This window comes from Proteiniborus sp., assembly GCF_040308045.1.
Classification (GTDB): Bacteria; Bacillota; Clostridia; order Tissierellales; family Proteiniboraceae; genus Proteiniborus.
This window is the reverse complement of the sequence record NZ_JAWRHZ010000008.1, coordinates 20454-39726: the sequence shown is the minus strand read 5'-3', so window position 1 is coordinate 39726 and position 19273 is coordinate 20454. Positions and strand designations below refer to the sequence as shown.

The window sequence follows — 19273 nt, the reverse complement described above, 5'->3', positions numbered from 1 at the left end:
ATCACAATGTAAACTCAGAGTAAAAGTTTTTTGATAAGTTTTTAGGTATATATTCTCCAGTTGAATCAAGATATTTATATTGTCTGCAGAGGCTGTCTTTATTATTGATAATATAGTTTAGCACGTCAAAAAATATATCGATTTCTTCAAGAGTGTTGTACATACCAAAGCTAACTCTTACAAGCCCAGGTGTATTTTTTAATCTTCCAAATATCATATCTTGTTGAATTCTACGAATTTCTGCAGCAGAAAGATTCAAAAGTCTATGGACGTATGGATGTGCACAGAAACATCCATTTCTTACTCCTATGCCACCTTCATGAGCAAGTAATGAAGCTAGAAGTGAATGTGAAAAACCAGGTACATTAAATGATATTACTCCTGCCATATTAGATATTGAAATCTTATTGACATTCGAATATATTTTGACTTTTGGTACTTTAGTTATTTTATCTATAAAATATTTAGTTAATTTCATCTCATGCTCTTTAATTCTTTCCATTCCTATTTCGTTTATAACCTTTATGGCCTTAGCTAGTGCAACTGCACCTATTACATTTGGGGTGCCTGCCTCTTCACTTTCAGGAGGGGAAGAATAATATACATTGTTTTGTGAAACACTGATTATGGTACCTCCTCCTGTATATTCAGGTTCCCCACTTTGAAATACTGTTCTTGGTCCTACAAGTACACCAATGCCAAATGGTGCATACATCTTATGTCCAGACAAAACGACAAAATCTAAATAATCATCACCATTTATTCCTTCCATATTAATCTTGCGATGGGGGGCAAGCTGTGCTGCATCAACTAAAATTCTTGCTCCATATTTATGACTCAGAGACGCGATGTAGTGTATATTATTAATATATCCAGTTATGTTTGAGCATCCTGTAATAGTTACAAGCCTTACCCTACCTTCATTTGATTTTAGTTTTCTCTCTAAATCCTCTAAATCTAAGCTACCATCCTCAAGTAGGTTTGTGTACAGAACCTTACATTTATTCCTCCAAGGTAAGTCGTTTGAATGATGCTCCATAGGAGAGCTTATTACTATATCGTTATTATTAAGTTGCAATCTATAAGATAGCTTATTTATGGCTTCAGTAGTATTTTTAGTATATATAACAACATTTTTTTCGATACCTATATTAAGGAAATCAGCAACTATTTTTCTGGAATTATCGTATGCACGTGTTGATATCACTGACTTGTACCCTGTACCTCTATGTATACTTGAGTACCACTCTAGAAATTCATTGACCTTTTCAAGTACTGGTATTAAAGTAGGTGTGCTAGCAGCATTATCAAAACAAATATAATTTACTTTCTTGCTATTTCTAAGGATTACTTTTTTGTCTATACCTACAATATGTTTTCTTACATTATCTATAGAAAGCTTATTTTTCAACAGCATAGCTGGTCCTCCTAAATATTAAATAATAGGTTACATTATTAAAATATGTTATTTAATTGACTAATGACACAACTAAAATTAATGGTGCTGGTAGTTACTGAGTAATGAGGGTATAATTACCCTTAGTAGTAGGTTATACTTTTATAAAATTAAGGAGTGATGATATGTTCATAGGATGTCATTTATCTATATCTCAGGGCTTTAAAAAGGCTGGAGAAGTTGCAGTAGGTATAGGAGCTAACACATTTCAGTTTTTTACCAGAAATCCAAGAGGAGGAAATGCTAAAGAACTTAACATAGAAGATATAAAAGGACTAAAAAAAGTAATGGATGAAAATAATTTTGGACCACTTTTAGCTCATGCGCCTTATACTTTAAATATGGCATCACACAAAGAGGATACATGGAATTTTGCTAAAATGGCTTTTAAAGACGATTTGCAGAGACTTGAGACTATTCCTTGCTCATTATACAACTTTCACCCAGGCAGCCATACAGGTAAAGGAGTTGAATATGGAATAGAAAGAATATCTTCTGTACTAAACGAGATAATAACTGGCAATGAAAGTACATCAATATTACTCGAAGGTATGTCTGGAAAGGGAACAGAAATTGGAGGTACATTTGAAGAGTTAAGGTCTATTATTGATAAAGTAAAGCATAAAGAACTAATGGGAGTTTGCCTTGACACATGTCATTTATACTCAGCTGGATATGACATTGCAAATAATTTAGATGGAGTATTAGAAGAGTTTGACAAAATAGTGGGAATAGATAGATTGAAAGCAATACATTTAAATGATAGTATGAACGAGTTTGGAAGCAAAAAAGATAGACATGCTGGAATAGGAGAAGGCACCATAGGTTTAGATGCATTAATAAATGTAATAAAACATCCACAGCTTAAACATCTTCCATTTTTCCTAGAGACTCCATACGAACCAGAAGGACATAAAAGAGAAATAGAAACCATAAAAGAAATATTAAAAAACGGCTAAGTGACATGATACTTCCAAAGTAGACAGTCTAATTAATTAAAAATTAGATTATCTACTTGGAGGTATTTTTTTCCCTGTCTATGAATAATAATTTAGAAAATTATTGTATGGATGCTATAAAAGTTCCCAAAATAGCAATACTACTAACTATACAGTGTTTTACATTTGATTTCATAGATAGGAAGTGTAGAAATGTGTAAAAGCTTTATTTATAATATTATTAGAAAAGGTAAAGTAATACTATTTCTATTGATATTATCTTTATTTATAGAAAGCTATGTATTAGGACTTACAGTAGTAAGTGGAGAATCAATGATGAATTCAATAAGAAATAATGATAGAATATTAGTAAATAAGATATCATATATATTCGAAAAACCTGCTAGGGGAGATGTAGCAATTTTTAATCCTCCTATAAAAGGAAGAGAGGATGAACTATTTATAAAAAGAATTATCGCAGTCCCGGGAGACTATTTTGAAATAACAGATAATAAATTGTACCTAAATGGAATGGCTGTAACTGAAGAACATGTAAGTATTAATATTTATAATAGAAAAGAATTCAAGTTTTTAAAAGGCAGAGTTCCAAAAGGATATGTATATGTATTAGGCGATAATAGAGATAATAGCAATGACAGTAGAGTATTTGGTTTTGTACCAATTAAGAATCTTAAAGGTAAAGCAATAACGAAGGTTTGGCCATTTGTAGGAATAAAAAGTCTAGCAGTACACTATGAAGACAATTCAAATAAGTGAGGAAAAACAAAATGGATTTAAAGCAATATATAATTGATAAATCAAAGGCGTTAAATATAGATATCATAGGTTTTGCAAAAGTAGAAAAACTAGATAAAATGGCTGACTTTCTAAATAAAAGAAAAGAAAAAGGATATGATACAGAGTTTGAAGAAAAAGATATTTTACTAAGGATAGACCCTACTCTTTTAATGCCAGAAAGTAGGACAATCATAGCAATAGGAAATTCATATAATGTAGAGCACAAAAAAAGCATTTCTAAAGATATTAAATGGCGAGGACTGTTATCAAAATCTTCTTGGGGACAAGATTATCATAAAGTATTAAGGAATAGAATGGAATTATTAGCACGAGAGATAAATAAAGTTATTGATTTTAAATACACTATCTGTGTAGATACTTCTCCATTGATAGATAGAGAGATTGCTAAGAAAGCTGGCATAGGATGGTATGGTAAAAATTGTTCTATAATAAATGATTCTTATGGTTCTTTTATATTTTTAGGATATATTTTAACAAATTTGGATTTAGAAGAGGATCAAAAAGTAGAAGAAAAGTGTGGAGATTGTAAACTATGCATAAATTCATGCCCTGCAGGAGCCATACAAGAAGGTTATAACATTAATACTAAAAAGTGTATTTCATATTTGACTCAGACGAAGAACAGAATACCCTATGAGATGAGAGAAAAAATGGGGACAAAGATTTATGGTTGTGACACATGCCAACAGGTTTGTCCTAAGAACAAAGAAATACTTAAAGGCTATTCTAAAGAATTCGTTCCCAAAATAACAGATGGTATTATTGATATCGAAGAACTCATGACTATATCAAACAAAGATTTTAAAAATAAATATGGAACTATGTCAGGGGCTTGGAGGGGGAAAAATGTTTTAAGACGAAACGCTATTATTGCACTAGCGAATATTGGAGATAAAAATTGTGTTAGTTTACTAAATGGAGTATTATATGATGATAGTCCAATGATTAGAGAATATGCAGCCTGGGCTCTAATTAAAGTTGACAAAGATAATGGAGTAAAATTAGTAAGGGAAAGATTATCTAAAGAAAAAGATAATGAAGTTGCAATGGAAATGAAAAGATTAATTAAAATGCAAGAATAATTGTTTAGAAAAATCACTTGTTAAAAAAATGTCTCAAATGAAGGATAATTGATTTTTTTGTAGTAATTGTAATATATAATTTTATTGTAATTCCAAACTAAGTCTATTTCTAAAATTATAAAAACTAGGGAGGGTGTAAGATGAGTAATATTCATGATTTAGTATTTTTGAAAGAAAAAATTCAAGAACTAAAAGATCAGGGTGTTTACAGAAAGCTACCTGTACTTGAAGGGGCAAACGAAGCAGAGGTTATATTAAATGGAAAGAAAGTAATTAACCTTTCATCAAACAATTATTTAGGGTTTGCAAATCATCCTAGACTAAAAAAAGCATCAATAGAAGCAATAGAAAAATATGGTGCAGGAGCAGGTGCAGTAAGAACAATTATAGGCAATATGACTATTCATGAGGAATTAGAAGAGCTACTAGCTAAATTCAAAAGAGAAGAAGCAGCAATGGTATTCCAATCAGGCTTCAATTGTAATGCTGGTACAATACAAGCTGTTACAGAAAAAGGTGACATTATTATTTCTGATGAATTGAATCACGCTAGTATTATTGATGGCTCAAGATTAAGTAGAGCAGATAAGGCTATCTATAAGCATGCAGATATGGACAGTTTAGAGAAGGTATTAAAAGAGAGTAGAGATAAATATAGAAATATACTTATTATTACAGATGGTGTATTCAGTATGGATGGAGACATAGCAAAGCTCCCAGAAATAGTAGAATTAGCAGAGAAATATGAAGCTATGACTTATGTTGATGATGCCCATGGCTCAGGGGTTTTGGGAGAAAGTGGTAGAGGAACTGTTGACCATTTTGGACTTCATGGTAGGGTTGACTTCTCTATAGGAACTCTTTCAAAAGCAATAGGCGTAGTAGGCGGATATGTTGCAGGTAGTAAAACTATGCAAGAATGGCTAAATCATAGAGGAAGACCAATATTATTTAGTACTTCACTAACACCAGCATCAGCAGGAGCTATTATTGAGGCTATTACTATGTTAATGGAGACTACAGAATATACAGATAGACTTTGGGAAAATGCAAAATACTTTAAACAAAAACTTGGAGCTCTAGGATTTAACACAGGACATAGTGAAACACCAATAACTCCAGTAATAATAGGCGACGAAGCAAAAACTATGGAATTTAGTAGAAAGCTATTTGAAAATGGTGTATTTGTATCGGGCATTGTATTTCCTACTGTACCTAGAGGAACTGGAAGACTAAGATGCATGGTTACAGCTGGACATACAGAAGAGCAATTAGATAGAGCAGTAGCAGCTTTTGAAAAAGTTGGAAAAGAAATGTATATACTTTAGTAGTAAAAAGATGCAGGATATCCTGCATCTTTTTTATAGTGATTCAATCTATTATAAATGGATATCTATAAGATAAATACATAGTTAATAATAAAATTTTTGATTGAGGGGGATACTATGAAGTTTACTAAGTTAATTGAAGACATAAGGACTATAAGAGATTTTAAAAAAGAAGAAGTACCTGAATACATAATTGATGAAATAATTATGGAAGCTGGCGAGGCTTTATTAGCTGGAATAAGAAATGATATAGACATTAGATTTATCAAAGCTGGAGAGAAGTTTTATAATGACTTATCAGGGAAAGCAGGCTACTATGGTAAGATGATAGAGGCTCCTCATTACTTTTTAATATCATCGAAGAAGTTTGAAGGTTATATAGAAAACAGTGCATATGTCATGGAGAAAATCCGGTTAAAAGCATGGAATGTTGGATTAGGAACCTGCTGGTTAACCATAGAAAACGAAATAGAATTATTAGAGACTTTACAAATACATAAAGATTTTACTCCAGTTGCATTGATAGCTATAGGCTACCAATACAAAGGATTGTTCAAAACAGATACTTCTCCAAAAAGTGGAAGACTTGGGATAGAAGAATTAGTATTTAATAAACAGTGGGGTAAAATATGTACTACTGAAATGCTAGAGACAAGAGGAATTTCAAATATTATTTATTATGCAAGGTTGGCTCCCTCTTGGGGAAATCAACAACCGTGGAGATTTATTTTAGATGATAACAAAATAATACTAACTATTGTAGATAAAGATAAATCACAGCACCTAGATGCAGGTATTGTTATGTTATATTTTGAAAAAGTTGCACATGAGGAAGGCATAAATGGTAAATGGATGTTAGATGTTTCAGATATTAATAAGTATATTATGCCTGAGGAATACAAGGCTATAGGATATTTTGAAATTTAAAAAAAGTTCCATATAGAAGCCCTACTGACTTTGATACTAAAGTAGTAGGGTTTTTTGTTATAATAGTGATAAAATAAAATATAGTGTGACTTTTATATATTTTTGAGTTGTTTATTATAAAAGTGTCGCTAAAAATGAGGTGGAAATATGATAGTTGGTATCTGTTCAATAGAACTTATGATATATGAGTCAAACTCTTTAAAAGATAAGAGACATGTTATAAAAAGTATAATAGGAAAAATACAATCTAGGTTTAACGTATCTATTGCAGAGGTTGACTTAAATGATACATGGAGAAGCTCTCAAATCGGTTTTGCATGTGTCACAAATGATTCTACACATGCTAATCAGATTATTTCAAATGTATTAAAGTTTATTGAAGGTGATGGGAGAGTAGAAATAATAGAACACCAAATAGAGATACTATAAGAAGGAAAGGTGATACTATGGAAAGCTCATTAAATGAGAAGAAAATAATTGAAGTGCTTGATATACTAGATGCAACTTATCCAGATGCAGCTTGTGAGCTCAAGCATAATAATGCGTTTGAACTTTTAATAGCAACAATTTTATCAGCACAGAGCACAGATAAAAGAGTGAATATTGTTACAGAAGAATTGTTTAAAAAATATAAGACCCCAAAGGATTTTTTAAAGCTAACAGAAGAGCAACTAGGAGAGAAGATAAGAAGTATTGGTTTTTATAGGACAAAAAGCAAAAATATCTTAAAACTTTGTGAGATACTGGTTAATGAATATGAATCTAATGTCCCTTCAAGTAGGGAAGAACTAATGAAGCTACCTGGAGTAGGAAGGAAAACAGCTAATGTTGTACTGAGCAATGCCTTTGGACAAAATGCCATTGCTGTAGATACTCATGTATTTAGAGTTTCAAATAGAATAGGTTTAGCTAGTAGTGAGAATGTTCATGATACTGAAGAAGACTTAATGAAAAATATTAAGGAAAATCAGTGGTCTAAAGCTCATCATCTTTTAATATTTCACGGAAGAAGAATATGTAAAGCTAGAAAGCCATTATGTGATATTTGTCCTTTAACAGATTACTGTTTATATTATAAAGAAAATGTGGATAAATAATTTAAGATTGTTTAGAATAATAAACAGAAATTTGGCAAATAAAAAGGAAAAAAAGTATAAATGGAGAATAGCTTAATAGCATTATAAATTGTATAGAAGGTGGAATCTCAACCTATGGATATAATTAATAAGAACCAAATTGTATTCTCTCTAGATATTGGAACAAGAACAGTTATCGGAGTAGTAGGAGAATTACAAGATAATAATTTAAAGATTTTAGCAAGTGAAATAATAGAACATGAAAAGAGAAATATGTACGATGGGCAGATACATGATATTAGCAGTGTGGCAAGTATTGTTAAAAGAGTCAAAGAAAGACTCGAACAAAAACTAAATATTGAATTAGATAAGGTAGCTATTGCTGCAGCAGGAAGGGCACTTAAAACCTATAGAACAATGATTGAAAGAGAAATAGATTCAAGTATAGAAATAGATGCTAGGTTAGTTGAAAGTCTAGAAATGGAATCCATTCAATTAGCACAAAATTCCTTGGATGAGAATACAAAAGATGAAGATACTAGATACTATTGTGTTGGTTATACAGTAATAAACTATTATTTAGATGGCAATTTTATGGAGAACTTAGAAGGACACAGGGGAAATAAAATTGGAGCTGACGTTCTTGCAACATTTTTACCATATTCAGTAGTAGATAGCCTTTATACAGTAATGGATAGAGTTGGCCTTGAAGTAATAAATCTAACTCTAGAGCCAATTGCTGCTATGAATATTGCAGTGAAAAAAAGTTTAAGGCTTTTAAATATAGCACTCGTTGATATAGGAGCAGGAACTTCTGATATTGCTATATCGAGAGACGGTACTATTGTTGCATATGCAATGGCTTCAATAGCTGGTGATGAAGTAACAGAAAATATTGCTAAGACATATCTTCTGGATTTCGATGCAGCAGAAAAACTAAAAATTAGTTTGAATTCTAAAGAAATACAAAAGTTTACTGATATTGTAGGAATGGAGCATGAAATAAAAACTGATGACATATTAGACAGAATAGATACTACAATAAAAACTATTGCAAGAGAAATTACAGCTAAAATTCTAGAATTTAATGAGAAAGCTCCTAGTGCAGTATTTTTAATAGGAGGAGGGAGTCAATTACCTAGACTCAATGAATATATTGCAGAAAGTCTAGGGTTACAAAAAGAAAGAGTAGTAATGAGAAATACTAGTATTATTGAAAATGTTATTGATGTTCCTGAGCAATTAAATGGACCTGATGCAATTACACCAATAGGTATAGGTTTTTTTGCATTAAATAATATGTATAAGGATTTTATAGAAATAAAGGTTAATGACCAGAAAATAAAACTTTTTAATACAAAAATAATGAAGGTTACAGATGCCCTTGCATTTGCAGGATTTAATCCAAGGAGGTTAATACCTAGAAGAGGAGAAGAGACAACTTACTATTTAAATGGAGAACTGAAAAGAATTTTTGGACAGGCTGGAGAACCTGCTAGGATTTATGTTAATGGACAACTAGCTAGTCTAGAGTCCAAGCTTAATAATGGTGATAATGTAAAGGTGGTTGAAGCTACCCAAGGTAAAAAAGCAGTTATTAATTTATCTGATTGTATTGATTTAGAGAAAAGAGTAGTTGTTAACAATAAATACATTAAGCTAATTTCAGAAGTTAAGGTAAATCAAGTACCAGTATCAAATAATATTAGAATTAACCATGGCGATACAATAGAGACAGATGAGATAAGGCTTATCAGTGAAATTTTCGATTTATTAGATATAAATAATGATACATATTTAGCCTATAAAAATGGAATAGCCCTTAGCAAAGATTATAGATTAAAAAGTGATGACATTATTGAAATAAAATCTTTAGCTGAATCAATAGCTACAAGTGAAGTGCAAAGAGGTTATAAAACCTTAAATTTATTCATAAATGGAGATGAGATAGAAATACAACACAATAAGACAAGCTTTATATTTGTTGACATTTTTAATTACATAGATATCGACTTAACTAAGCCTCAAGGCGAACTTATTTTAAATATAAATGGAACTAAGGCAGAATTTACTCAAGAGTTAAAAGACAATGATATATTAGATGTTTATTGGAAGAAATAATCACAGTAAATGAAGGGAGATTTGACAATGGAGGTAGATGTTTTATACAGCAAAAAGGTAAAATGCCCTATATGTACTAATGAATTTACTACAAGTAAAATGAGGACTTCTAGAGTTAGAATTGATAGGGTAGATGGTGATTTTATGAATCATTATAAAAGCGAAAATCCTATAAAATATTACGTTTTTGTTTGCCCAAAATGTGGATATGCTGCATTAGAGAGTAATTTTAATAATGTGAAACTTTCTGAAAGAGAAATAATTAAAGAGAATGTCACAGCAAAATGGAAAGAAAGAGAATACTCTGGACCTAGAACTAATGATGACGCAATTCAGTGTTATATGTTGGCACTTTATTGTGGGCAATTATTAGATTTAAAGAAATATGAATTGGGTAATATTGCATTAAAAATAGCTTGGTTTTTTAGAGAAGAGGAAAGTAATGACGAAATACGCTTTTTACAAAATGCAGTAGAACTTTTTGAACAGTCATTTTATACAGAAAACTTGTCAGCTTCATCAATGGATGAAATAACGCTAGGGTATTTAATTGGAGAACTTCATAGAAGATTAGGAAGAAAAAAAGATGCAATACTATGGTTTGGGAAGACAATATCAAATCCATTAATAAAAACTAATCCAAGAATAGAAAAGATAACTCGAGAACAATGGCTTTTGGCAAAGGAGAAAGAGGATGAGGAATTATAGAAAAATTTATTATGAAAGTATGCAAACTGATATAGGGAATTTGTGGATAGGGTTTACAAGTAAAGGACTAGCTAGGCTAGAGTTTTTCACAAGCAAAGACCAATTTATTAATGATCTTAAGAAGGATTATGGACATATAGTTGAGTGTCAAAATGAAGCATCTGATTATAATAAGCAAATAAATTTATATTTAGAAAAAAAACTCGAGAAATTTGAATTACCCTTAGACTTAAAAGGTACAGATTTTCAAATGAAAGTTTGGAAAGAATTACTTAAAATACCATATGGAGAAGTAAAATCTTACAAAGATATTGCCATTGCTGTTGGAAGAAGCAAGGGTTTTAGAGCAGTTGGAATGGCTAACAACAGAAACCCTGTATCTATAGTAGTTCCTTGCCACAGAGTTATTGGAAGCAGTGGTGAATTAGTAGGTTATGGTGGAGGAATAGAAACTAAAGTAAAACTATTAAAGCTTGAAGGACTAAACATTATTGAAAAAGAACGAAACGGAAAAAAATTATATTTTGTTGCTTGATAAACAGTTGCTAACAAATAATAGAAATATTTAGTGAAGTGAATTTACAAGTTGTAGAACCTGATACCAAAATTGTCAGGTTTTTTTATTACACTTAAGAATATATCCCACATATTATGTAATAAAATATTTTAAAGGCGGGATATAAATGTATTATTATAATAAAAGTGCAATTTCAAAAAAATTACCTATTATACTAATACCAGGTCTTTTTGGTTCCCTTGGCGATGATATTTTATTAGGAACAGGAGATTTCAGTTTTGGCATGGCAGAACAAGTATATAGACCCATAATAGATAATCTAAAGGAATTAGGCTATAAGGAAGAGGAGAACCTATTCGTAGCTTTTTATGATTGGAGAAAGGGCTGCGAATATAATACACAAAAGTATTTGATACCAAAAATAGAAGTTGCTAAGAGAACTTCTATGGGAAATAAAGTAGATATTATAGGGCATAGCTTAGGGGGCATAGTTGCTCGCACTTATGTTCAAGGTCAATCCTATAATAATGATGTGAGAAACCTTATAATGATGGGAACTCCAAACTTAGGTGCAGTAAATGCTTATTATTTTTGGAGTGGAGGACAGGTGCCTTATGACAAACTAGAAAAAAATGTACTCTATCAATTATTAAAAATAGGTTTTTTTTGGATATATAGATTTCTACATGGTTCAGTAGATGATATAAATATTCTAAGAAAGTTATTTCCAGTAGTAGAAGAATTACTTCCTAGCTTTGATTATGGAGATTATTTGTTCTATGATGATAATACAGGAATTAAAAAGCCAGTACCTATTACACAGATGGAATCTGTAAACAGGCATTTAAATCAACTTAACAAGACTAACCATTTATTATTTAATAGAGGAATAAAACCATATCATATAATAGGAATTGGATTTGAGACAACAGATATAATTTGTGTAAGTAAAAATGAAAAGAGAATGGATAAGTGGATTGACGGAAAACCAGTATATTCTATATCAATGCCATATGGAGATGGAACCATAACCATAGGTAGTGCAGAAGCTACAATATATAGCAAAAATTATTACATGAATTCAAATCATGGGGATATGTTAGCGAAATCAAAAGATATATTAGCTTCAATACTTAAATGTCCAACATCTCATAAAAAAGAACAAAAAAGAGAAGTAAAGCCAAGTTATATATATAGCATTATATTGAGAAATGTTTCAAATGCAGGGATTAAATATGCCAACTCAGAAATTACCGTAAACGTAATGGGCAACACTAATATTAGAAACCTTATTACAAGAAGAATAGGTGATAATTTAAATTGGATTATGATAAGCTCAAAAGAAAAAGAAAAAATTGAACTTAAATTAAATTCAGAAAAAGAACAGGCTTATGAAGTTCTAGTATTTTTTGCTAAAAAAAATGGTGAGATTGAAATGATCAGAAAAAGTTATAATAGTAAGAATGCCACTATAAATCTTTATGGAACAAATCTCATATAGATGTAGAGTAAGTCATTGATGAACATTATGTCTTGAATTAAAATATTGGTTTTGCTATTATTTAGATGTATCATATAATAAAGGTAATTACTATATAACAGGAGGAGAAAAACGATGAAAAGCATAATGAAGAAACTAACTTCCATAGTTTTGGTACTATTAATGTTCTTTACTTTGATAACTGGATGTACACCAAAAGAGGAAAGCCCAAACAAAGAGGAGAATCCTATAACATCAGAAGAAAGTAGCCAAATTTACCCAATGGAAGTAGAGGATGGGTTCGGAAATAAAGTAACCATCGAAAAACAACCAACGAAAATTATATCTCTTGCTCCAAGTCATACAGAAATTCTTTTTGCATTAGGTTTAGATAATGAAGTAGTAGGGGTATCTACGTACTGTATCTACCCAGAGGAAGCTAATGCAAAAGAAAAAGTTGGAGATGCATTTAATGTAAATATAGAAAAAATACTAGAGCTAAATCCAGATTTAGTTATTCAATATGGTCCTGGCAAAGAGGACGTAAATAATAAAATAAGAAATGCTGGTATAGCCTTACTTAGTTATGAGCCAGAATCTATAGACTCTGTTATTAATCTTATAGAGGAAATTGGGAAAATTACAAACACTATGATACAAGCAAAGTCTGTGACAGTTGATATGATGAGTAAAAGGGATTATATAACTAACAAGGTAAGTAAAGTAGAAGAAAAAGCAAAAGTGTTTTTTGAAATTTGGGATGAGCCGTTACAAGCTGCAGGTCCTGGTTCATTTATAGATGAACTAATAAGATTATCTGGTGGTGAAAATATAGCAAGTGATGCAGAAGGACCATATGCTCAGTTCGATTTAGAACAGCTTATAGAAAGAAATCCTGATGTCTATTTAATGTCCAAAGATCTTGAGACTAAGACTATCGAATCAGTAAAATCAAGACCAGGATTTAGTGAGATAAATGCAATCAAAAACGATAGGATATATATGTTAGATCCTCTAATATCAATACCTGGTCCAAGAATAGTTGATGGACTTGAAATAGTAGCTAAGAGTATATATCCAGAGCTTTTTGAGAAGAAATAAAGAAGGGCTTAAGATGGAAACCAAAACGATAAAAAAGCAAAAATGGAGCTTTATTGTTATAGTTACTATAATTGCTCTAGTTTTTAGTATTATAGTGTTTTCAACCATAGGTTCAGCAAATATCAAGGCTACGGATACTTTGAAAATTGTTCTTTCTACAATACCTTTAATTGGAGAAAAAGTTAGTATTTCAGATATTCCACAATCCTATATTACTATTATCCTAAATATTAGAATCCCTAGGGTTCTTATTGGAGTAATTGTTGGTGCTGCATTAGCGGGTGTAGGAGCTGTATTTCAAGGTATGTTTAAAAACCCTATGGCAGACCCATATGTTATTGGAATATCTTCAGGGGCAGCTTTAGGAGCAGGGTTAGTAATAATCTTTAACATAACTTGGACAGCCTTAGGGATGACTTCCATTTCCATGGGAGCATTTTTTGGAGCAATTCTTAGCACTTTTTTAGTTTATTGGATTTCCAAAGTGAAAAATAAGGTTCCAATTACTATTTTACTCTTGTCAGGAATTGCTGTAGGACAATTTTTGACAGCCATACTATCTTTTCTAATGGTAATCTATACAAAAGATATGACTAAAATAATTTATTGGACATTAGGTAGTTTTTCGGGGAAAGGTTGGGAGCACCTAGTATCAATATCTATACCTATGATATTATCTATGGTTATCTTGAACTTTTTTTCAAAAGATTTAAATATTATGCTACTAGGAGAAGAATCAGCACAAAACTTAGGTGTTGACGTTGAAAAGACAAAAATAATTATATTGATTATATGTTCGTTTATTATATCAATTGCAGTATCAGTTAGTGGAATAATTGGCTTTGTTGGCCTTATTGTTCCACATATAGTGAGATTAATAGTAGGGCCTGATCATAGGATACTTATTCCTACTTCCATGCTAGTAGGTGGTATATTTATGATATTTGCCGATACATTGGCAAGGACAATTATTTCACCAACTGAAATACCCGTTGGGATAATCACAGCTCTTTTCGGTGGACCATTTTTTATATATCTTTTAAGAAAATCTAAGAGAAGCATATAATATGGAATAAGCAGGTGAAAAATATGAAATATAGATTAATTGCCATAGATATGGATGGAACTCTATTAAATAGTGACAACGAAGTATCCGAAAGAAATAAAGCTGCTATTAAAGATGCATCAGATAAGGGCATACATGTAGTAATTACTACAGGTAGGGTATTTGTATCTGCTAAATACTACGCTAGAATATTAGGGTTAAAAACGCCTATTATTGCATGCAATGGAGCGTATATACGTGATTTAGATAGTGGTAATATCTTATTTGAAGATTTCATAAGAAATGAAGATTGCAAATCTTTAGTAAAAGCTGCTGAGGAAGATGGGATGTATTATCATCTATACGATGATTATAACTTCTATACAAAAGAATTGAGACATACTTCAATGAAATACTATAAGTGGAATGAAAACCAAGCACCTGAAGATAGGATTAACATAAACTTATCTTCCGATTTGCCTGAAAAAATAGAAAGTAATAATATAAATATATATAAGATGGTTGTCATTGATGATGATATTGTAAAATTAAATAAATTTAGAAAGAAAATTAGCCAAAATAAAAATATTGAGATAGTAAGTTCTTGGAGCAATAATATTGAAATAATGAATAGAGGAATATCTAAAGGTAGCGGGCTAAACCACCTTTGCCAAATAATGAACATTAGGAAAGGACAAGTAATTGCAATTGGAGATAATTATAACGATGCTTCTATGTTTAAATTTGCTGGTCTTTCTGTAGCTATGGGAAATGGAGAAAATGAAGTAAAAAAAATGGCTGATGTAATAACAGACACTAATGATAAAGATGGAGTTGCAAAGGTAATTGAAGAAGTAGTACTTAGTTAAATAAATTAAGAATAAATAATTGAATTATTAACAATAATAGATTCTAAGAAGTATCTCTTAGAATCTTTTTTTTATTGAATAGTGTGTTATAATTTTACTTGGGGGGATAAAAATATCAAGTCTGGGAATAGCTGAAATATTTGATAAGAATATAAAGGAAATTTTTAAGCAGTTTGTTGATATAGATTTAGTTGAGAATGCTTATAAAACCTCTGAAACTAGCTTTCATGACGGGGTATCCGTAATAGTAAGCTTATTAGGTACAATATCAGGACAGATAATACTTAATATTTCAGATGAACTAATAAAACTTATTTATTTAAGATTTAGTAATGGTATTCCTGTTGTTAAAATTGATAAAAATGTAAAGAAAGCTATTTTTGATTTAGCAAAACTTATAATTGGAAACTCATGTATAAGCTTTTATGAAAATGGAGTTTCAATGGATGTGTTAAGTCATTGCATAATTGAAGGGAATGGTATTAAATATTCATGTTTTGCCCAAAATATAACAATAATTGATTATGAAAGCTTTGAAGAAAAAATGAAAATGAAACTAATGCTGGATATTGATGTAAAAGAACAAATTTAGTAACTTTATAATTGACTTTGTTTGAAAAGACGAGTAGAATTTAAAAGGTTGGTATAAATACCTTATAATTTGTTAACTTTTTAAATGGGGGGCTGAATAATGTCACTAAATGTTGTTCTAGTTGAACCAGAAATCCCACAGAATACAGGCAACATTGCAAGAACTTGCGCTGCAACAGGTTCTTCACTTCATCTCGTTAAACCGCTAGGATTTTCTATAGACGACAAGCATGTAAAAAGAGCAGGACTTGACTATTGGAGCCTTTTAGATTTACATGTTTATGAGAATCTAGAAGAATTTTTCCAAAAAAATGATATTAGTAAATTTTATTTTGCAACAACAAAAGGCCGGCAAAGTTATACTGATTTTACTTTTGAAGAAGGAGCTTTTTTACTGTTTGGAAAGGAAACTGCAGGACTACCTAAGGAGATTCTTTCTAAATATCCAGAAAAGACTATGCGAATACCCATGGTTAAGGATGAGAGGGCAAGATCTTTAAACCTTTCAAATTCTGTTGCAATTATAGTATATGAAGTTCTAAGACAACTTAATTTTCCAGAACTTATCTAAAAAACATAAGATACATTCTGGTTATAAACAAAATAAAAATTTTCTTATATTAGAGTTTAAGTAAATTATTAAATATAAGAGCAAAATTTATGCTATATTATTAATTCATTAGCTATTATCAAATGAATATTTTGAAAATAGGAGGATTATTATGGAGATTGTTTTTGGCGTATTAGGTGGTCTTGGACTATTCCTTTATGGAATGAACCTTATGGGGACAGGCCTTCAAAAAGCTGCCGGAGAAAAGCTAAAAAGACTTATAGAAGTGCTAACCAGCAATAGGTTAATGGGTGTAATTGTAGGTACTGTAGTTACAATGGTTGTTCAAAGTAGTAGTGCTACAACTGTTATGGTTATTGGTTTTGTAAATGCTGGGCTAATGAACTTAAACCAAGCAGTTGGAGTAATCATGGGTGCCAATGTAGGAACTACAATAACTGCACAACTTATAGCATTTAAATTAAGTGACTACGCACCTGTTGTAGTAGCTATAGGTGTTGCCATTTGGTTGTTTTCATCTAAGAAAAAGAATAAAGAAATAGCTGAGATACTTATTGGCTTTGGTATTCTCTTTATCGGAATGGATTTTATGGGAAGTCATTTGAAACCCTTAGGGCAATCTGAAGCTTTTAAGAACATACTTATTAGTCTTAAGAACCCTGTATTAGGTATTCTAGTAGGATTTGGATTAACTACCTTAGTGCAAAGCAGCAGTGCTTCCATAGGATTATTGCTTGCACTTGCTAGTCAAGGACTTATAACTATAGATATAGCATTACCTATTCTTTTTGGAGATAATATAGGAACTACAACAACAGCACTTATCTCAAGTATTGGAGCTAACAAAACTGCTAAAAGAGCTGCACTTATGCATTTTCTTTTTAATGTTGTAGGTACTATGTTGTTTATCATTGTATTACAGGGTCCTGTAGAGGCTTTAGTTATGAAGTTTTCACCAAATGATATTCAAAGACAAATAGCAAATGCTCATACATTATTCAATTTAATAAACGTAGTAATACAGTTCCCATTTGCAGGATTATTAGTGCTAGCTGCTAAAAAATTAATTAAGGGAGAAGAAGAAGGCGAAGTTCTTGGATTAAAATACTTAGACACAAGAATTATTGAAACTCCTTCTATAGCCGTAGGTCAGGCTAGTAAAGAAGTACTTAGAATGGGGAAAACAGTTAGAGAAAATCTACGAACATCTATTGAATCATTTTACACAAAAGATGAAAAATTGATCCAAAAGGTTTTTGAGGAAGAAAAAAATATTAATTTTATCGAAAAAGAGATAACTAAATATTTAATTCAACTTTCTAATGCACCCCTTACAGATGAGCAGCATGCTACTGTAACTACATTGTTCCATGCTATTAATGATATAGAACGTGTTGGAGACCATGCTGAGAACATAGCGGAATTATCCCAAAGCAGAATAGATAATAAGCTTTGGTTTACTGACGCAGCTCTTGACGAATTGCATATAATGTTTGATAAGGTAGAAGATATATTTAGCAAATCATTACTAGCTTTTAAGAATGCAGATCCCAAAATTGCGAATGAAGTAATCAGTTTGGAAGCAGAAGTAGATATAATGGAAAAAGATTATAGAGAAAGACATATTGAAAGGTTAAATACTCAATCATGTGAACCAAGCTCAGGAATTATTTTCTTGGATCTTATTAGTAATCTAGAAAGAATATCAGACCACTCATCTAATATTGCGATGTATATTTTAGATGCACTTAAATAATAAAAAAACAATATACTTGTTTGTAGAAATATAACAAATGTTAAAGATATTTAAGAAATTTTGTTGTGAAAAAATAAAAAAAGGTATTGTATACGAATTATTTATATATTATAATATGGTTAAACACCAAGATTGATTTTTATTTAACAATATAATACTTAAAATGAAACTGAATGAAAAATGCGGAAGAGACCAATTGTATTGGCGCCGAAGGAGTAAGTCATAAATTTGCCATTTATGGAGAAGCTCTCAGGCAAAAGGACCGTATTTGGACAGTTCTCTGGAAAGCCTATGGCACCGAAGGAGCAATTCTTTGAAAAAAGAAGAATCTCTCAGGTTTAGAACAGAGTAGAGGGGCACATAATAATGTAAACTTCTATTCTGTTTTTTTGTCTTTAAATATTGGGAGGGGTGAGGCTTATGAAAAAAGTAATAATAACAAACAATCCATTAATTAAAGAGAAGTTTGCTCCTACATATGAAATAGAACTTCACAACAAGGACTACATAGGAATCTTAGAAATCGTTAGAGACAAAATTCATATGGGATATAAGCTTTTATCACATCCCTTGGCGGGCAGTATTAAGCCTAATGAAACTCCATATAGGACTATTATTATTTCAAAAGAAAAAAACCAATTAGACATGGATTCTCTGTCACTTATAGAAAGTGCCATAACTACTACTAGAAAATTTATGGCAAACAGACCAATCCCAAATTGGAATGATGTTGCGCTTTTTGATTTTCAAACTGTAGATTTATCCTTAATAGAAAATGTACTAAATAACATAATTTAGTCTTGCATAATATTTGACAAATCTGGGTAAATTCTAGTTGAAAAAATGTATTTTTACTGATAACCCTAGAATGTTAACTATAAAAGTTAA

The 19273-nt window shown here is 30.9% G+C and carries 19 protein-coding genes and 2 riboswitches; of the genes, 18 read left to right on the top strand and 1 reads right to left on the bottom strand.

From position 1 onward, the window contains the following. Nucleotide 1: 1 nt before the first annotated feature. Entirely contained in the window at nt 2–1417 is a 1416-nt protein-coding gene (locus ABV008_RS01165) for an aminotransferase class V-fold PLP-dependent enzyme (protein WP_352417984.1), read from the bottom strand. 164 nt (nt 1418–1581) lie between these two features. On the opposite strand from ABV008_RS01165, the gene ABV008_RS01160 reads away from it, so the two are divergent. The 18 genes from ABV008_RS01160 (at nt 1582) to ABV008_RS01075 (ending at nt 19183) form a co-directional block, all read left to right on the top strand. Further along, nucleotides 1582–2415, top strand: a complete 834-nt coding sequence (locus tag ABV008_RS01160) for a deoxyribonuclease IV (protein ID WP_352417983.1) — start codon at nt 1582–1584, stop codon at nt 2413–2415. Nucleotides 2416–2607: 192 nt separating this feature from the next. After that, complete coding sequence (gene lepB / locus ABV008_RS01155) at nt 2608–3171, top strand: signal peptidase I (RefSeq protein ID WP_352417982.1); 564 nt, start codon at nt 2608–2610, stop codon at nt 3169–3171. An 11-nt stretch (nt 3172–3182) separates the two neighbouring features. Beyond that, nucleotides 3183–4295: a tRNA epoxyqueuosine(34) reductase QueG gene (gene queG, locus ABV008_RS01150; protein ID WP_352417981.1), complete on the top strand. Its 1113-nt coding sequence runs from the start codon at nt 3183–3185 to the stop codon at nt 4293–4295. A gap of 140 nt (nt 4296–4435) precedes the next feature. Beyond that, nucleotides 4436–5623 carry a glycine C-acetyltransferase gene (locus ABV008_RS01145; protein WP_352417980.1) on the top strand — a complete coding sequence of 396 codons (1188 nt, stop codon included), beginning with the start codon at nt 4436–4438 and terminating at the stop codon, nt 5621–5623. 117 nt (nt 5624–5740) lie between these two features. Beyond that, nucleotides 5741–6550 carry a nitroreductase family protein gene (locus ABV008_RS01140; RefSeq protein WP_352417979.1) on the top strand — a complete coding sequence of 270 codons (810 nt, stop codon included), beginning with the start codon at nt 5741–5743 and terminating at the stop codon, nt 6548–6550. A gap of 147 nt (nt 6551–6697) precedes the next feature. Next, a complete protein-coding gene (locus tag ABV008_RS01135) occupies nt 6698–6979 on the top strand; it encodes a DUF503 domain-containing protein (protein ID WP_352417978.1) in 282 nt (93 codons plus the stop codon). 17 nt (nt 6980–6996) lie between these two features. Then, nucleotides 6997–7647 carry an endonuclease III gene (gene nth, locus ABV008_RS01130; protein WP_352417977.1) on the top strand — a complete coding sequence of 217 codons (651 nt, stop codon included), beginning with the start codon at nt 6997–6999 and terminating at the stop codon, nt 7645–7647. 114 nt (nt 7648–7761) lie between these two features. Then, nucleotides 7762–9747, top strand: a complete 1986-nt coding sequence (locus ABV008_RS01125; protein WP_352417976.1) for a cell division protein FtsA — start codon at nt 7762–7764, stop codon at nt 9745–9747. A 27-nt stretch (nt 9748–9774) separates the two neighbouring features. Then, nucleotides 9775–10455: a DUF2225 domain-containing protein gene (locus ABV008_RS01120; protein WP_352417975.1), complete on the top strand. Its 681-nt coding sequence runs from the start codon at nt 9775–9777 to the stop codon at nt 10453–10455. Further along, on the top strand, nt 10442–10990 hold the full coding sequence (locus ABV008_RS01115) for a methylated-DNA--[protein]-cysteine S-methyltransferase (protein WP_352417974.1): 549 nt from the start codon (nt 10442–10444) through the stop codon (nt 10988–10990). Before ABV008_RS01120 ends, ABV008_RS01115 begins: the two co-directional genes overlap by 14 nt. 148 nt (nt 10991–11138) lie before the next feature. Then, entirely contained in the window at nt 11139–12473 is a 1335-nt protein-coding gene (locus ABV008_RS01110) for a lipase family alpha/beta hydrolase (protein ID WP_352417973.1), read from the top strand. A gap of 114 nt (nt 12474–12587) precedes the next feature. Next, the gene (locus ABV008_RS01105) at nt 12588–13553 is read left to right on the top strand and encodes an ABC transporter substrate-binding protein (RefSeq protein WP_352417972.1); all 966 of its coding nucleotides are present in this window, start codon (nt 12588–12590) and stop codon (nt 13551–13553) included. Between the two features lie 13 nt (nt 13554–13566). Beyond that, entirely contained in the window at nt 13567–14619 is a 1053-nt protein-coding gene (locus ABV008_RS01100) for a FecCD family ABC transporter permease (RefSeq protein ID WP_352417971.1), read from the top strand. Between the two features lie 23 nt (nt 14620–14642). Further along, a complete protein-coding gene (locus ABV008_RS01095) occupies nt 14643–15467 on the top strand; it encodes a Cof-type HAD-IIB family hydrolase (protein WP_352417970.1) in 825 nt (274 codons plus the stop codon). Nucleotides 15468–15909: 442 nt separating this feature from the next. Next, nucleotides 15910–16059 (top strand): hypothetical protein, encoded by a 150-nt coding sequence (locus ABV008_RS01090; RefSeq protein WP_352417969.1) that lies wholly within the window; start codon nt 15910–15912, stop codon nt 16057–16059. Nucleotides 16060–16158: 99 nt separating this feature from the next. Further along, a complete protein-coding gene (trmL, locus tag ABV008_RS01085; protein ID WP_352417968.1) occupies nt 16159–16629 on the top strand; it encodes a tRNA (uridine(34)/cytosine(34)/5-carboxymethylaminomethyluridine(34)-2'-O)-methyltransferase TrmL in 471 nt (156 codons plus the stop codon). 151 nt (nt 16630–16780) lie between these two features. Beyond that, nucleotides 16781–18385, top strand: coding sequence for a Na/Pi cotransporter family protein (locus tag ABV008_RS01080; protein WP_352417967.1), 1605 nt, complete (start codon nt 16781–16783; stop codon nt 18383–18385). Between the two features lie 173 nt (nt 18386–18558). Then, nucleotides 18559–18660: riboswitch (glycine riboswitch) on the top strand. 1 nt (nt 18661) lies between these two features. Further along, a riboswitch (glycine riboswitch) is annotated at nt 18662–18736 on the top strand. 69 nt (nt 18737–18805) lie between these two features. Continuing rightward, on the top strand, nt 18806–19183 hold the full coding sequence (locus ABV008_RS01075) for a GrdX family protein (RefSeq protein WP_352417966.1): 378 nt from the start codon (nt 18806–18808) through the stop codon (nt 19181–19183). The last annotated feature ends 90 nt before the right edge of the window (nt 19184–19273 follow it).

Bases quoted from the DNA above. Each gene is read 5' to 3' on its own strand.
- ABV008_RS01165 (WP_352417984.1), bottom strand. From the start codon at position 1,417: ATGCTGTTGAAAAATAAGCTTTCTATAGATAATGTAAGAAAACATATT.
- ABV008_RS01160 (WP_352417983.1), top strand. From the start codon at position 1,582: ATGTTCATAGGATGTCATTTATCTATATCTCAGGGCTTTAAAAAGGCT.
- lepB (WP_352417982.1), top strand. From the start codon at position 2,608: ATGTGTAAAAGCTTTATTTATAATATTATTAGAAAAGGTAAAGTAATA.
- queG (WP_352417981.1), top strand. From the start codon at position 3,183: ATGGATTTAAAGCAATATATAATTGATAAATCAAAGGCGTTAAATATA.
- ABV008_RS01145 (WP_352417980.1), top strand. From the start codon at position 4,436: ATGAGTAATATTCATGATTTAGTATTTTTGAAAGAAAAAATTCAAGAA.
- ABV008_RS01140 (WP_352417979.1), top strand. From the start codon at position 5,741: ATGAAGTTTACTAAGTTAATTGAAGACATAAGGACTATAAGAGATTTT.
- ABV008_RS01135 (WP_352417978.1), top strand. From the start codon at position 6,698: ATGATAGTTGGTATCTGTTCAATAGAACTTATGATATATGAGTCAAAC.
- nth (WP_352417977.1), top strand. From the start codon at position 6,997: ATGGAAAGCTCATTAAATGAGAAGAAAATAATTGAAGTGCTTGATATA.
- ABV008_RS01125 (WP_352417976.1), top strand. From the start codon at position 7,762: ATGGATATAATTAATAAGAACCAAATTGTATTCTCTCTAGATATTGGA.
- ABV008_RS01120 (WP_352417975.1), top strand. From the start codon at position 9,775: ATGGAGGTAGATGTTTTATACAGCAAAAAGGTAAAATGCCCTATATGT.
- ABV008_RS01115 (WP_352417974.1), top strand. From the start codon at position 10,442: ATGAGGAATTATAGAAAAATTTATTATGAAAGTATGCAAACTGATATA.
- ABV008_RS01110 (WP_352417973.1), top strand. From the start codon at position 11,139: ATGTATTATTATAATAAAAGTGCAATTTCAAAAAAATTACCTATTATA.
- ABV008_RS01105 (WP_352417972.1), top strand. From the start codon at position 12,588: ATGAAAAGCATAATGAAGAAACTAACTTCCATAGTTTTGGTACTATTA.
- ABV008_RS01100 (WP_352417971.1), top strand. From the start codon at position 13,567: ATGGAAACCAAAACGATAAAAAAGCAAAAATGGAGCTTTATTGTTATA.
- ABV008_RS01095 (WP_352417970.1), top strand. From the start codon at position 14,643: ATGAAATATAGATTAATTGCCATAGATATGGATGGAACTCTATTAAAT.
- ABV008_RS01090 (WP_352417969.1), top strand. From the start codon at position 15,910: ATGGATGTGTTAAGTCATTGCATAATTGAAGGGAATGGTATTAAATAT.
- trmL (WP_352417968.1), top strand. From the start codon at position 16,159: ATGTCACTAAATGTTGTTCTAGTTGAACCAGAAATCCCACAGAATACA.
- ABV008_RS01080 (WP_352417967.1), top strand. From the start codon at position 16,781: ATGGAGATTGTTTTTGGCGTATTAGGTGGTCTTGGACTATTCCTTTAT.
- ABV008_RS01075 (WP_352417966.1), top strand. From the start codon at position 18,806: ATGAAAAAAGTAATAATAACAAACAATCCATTAATTAAAGAGAAGTTT.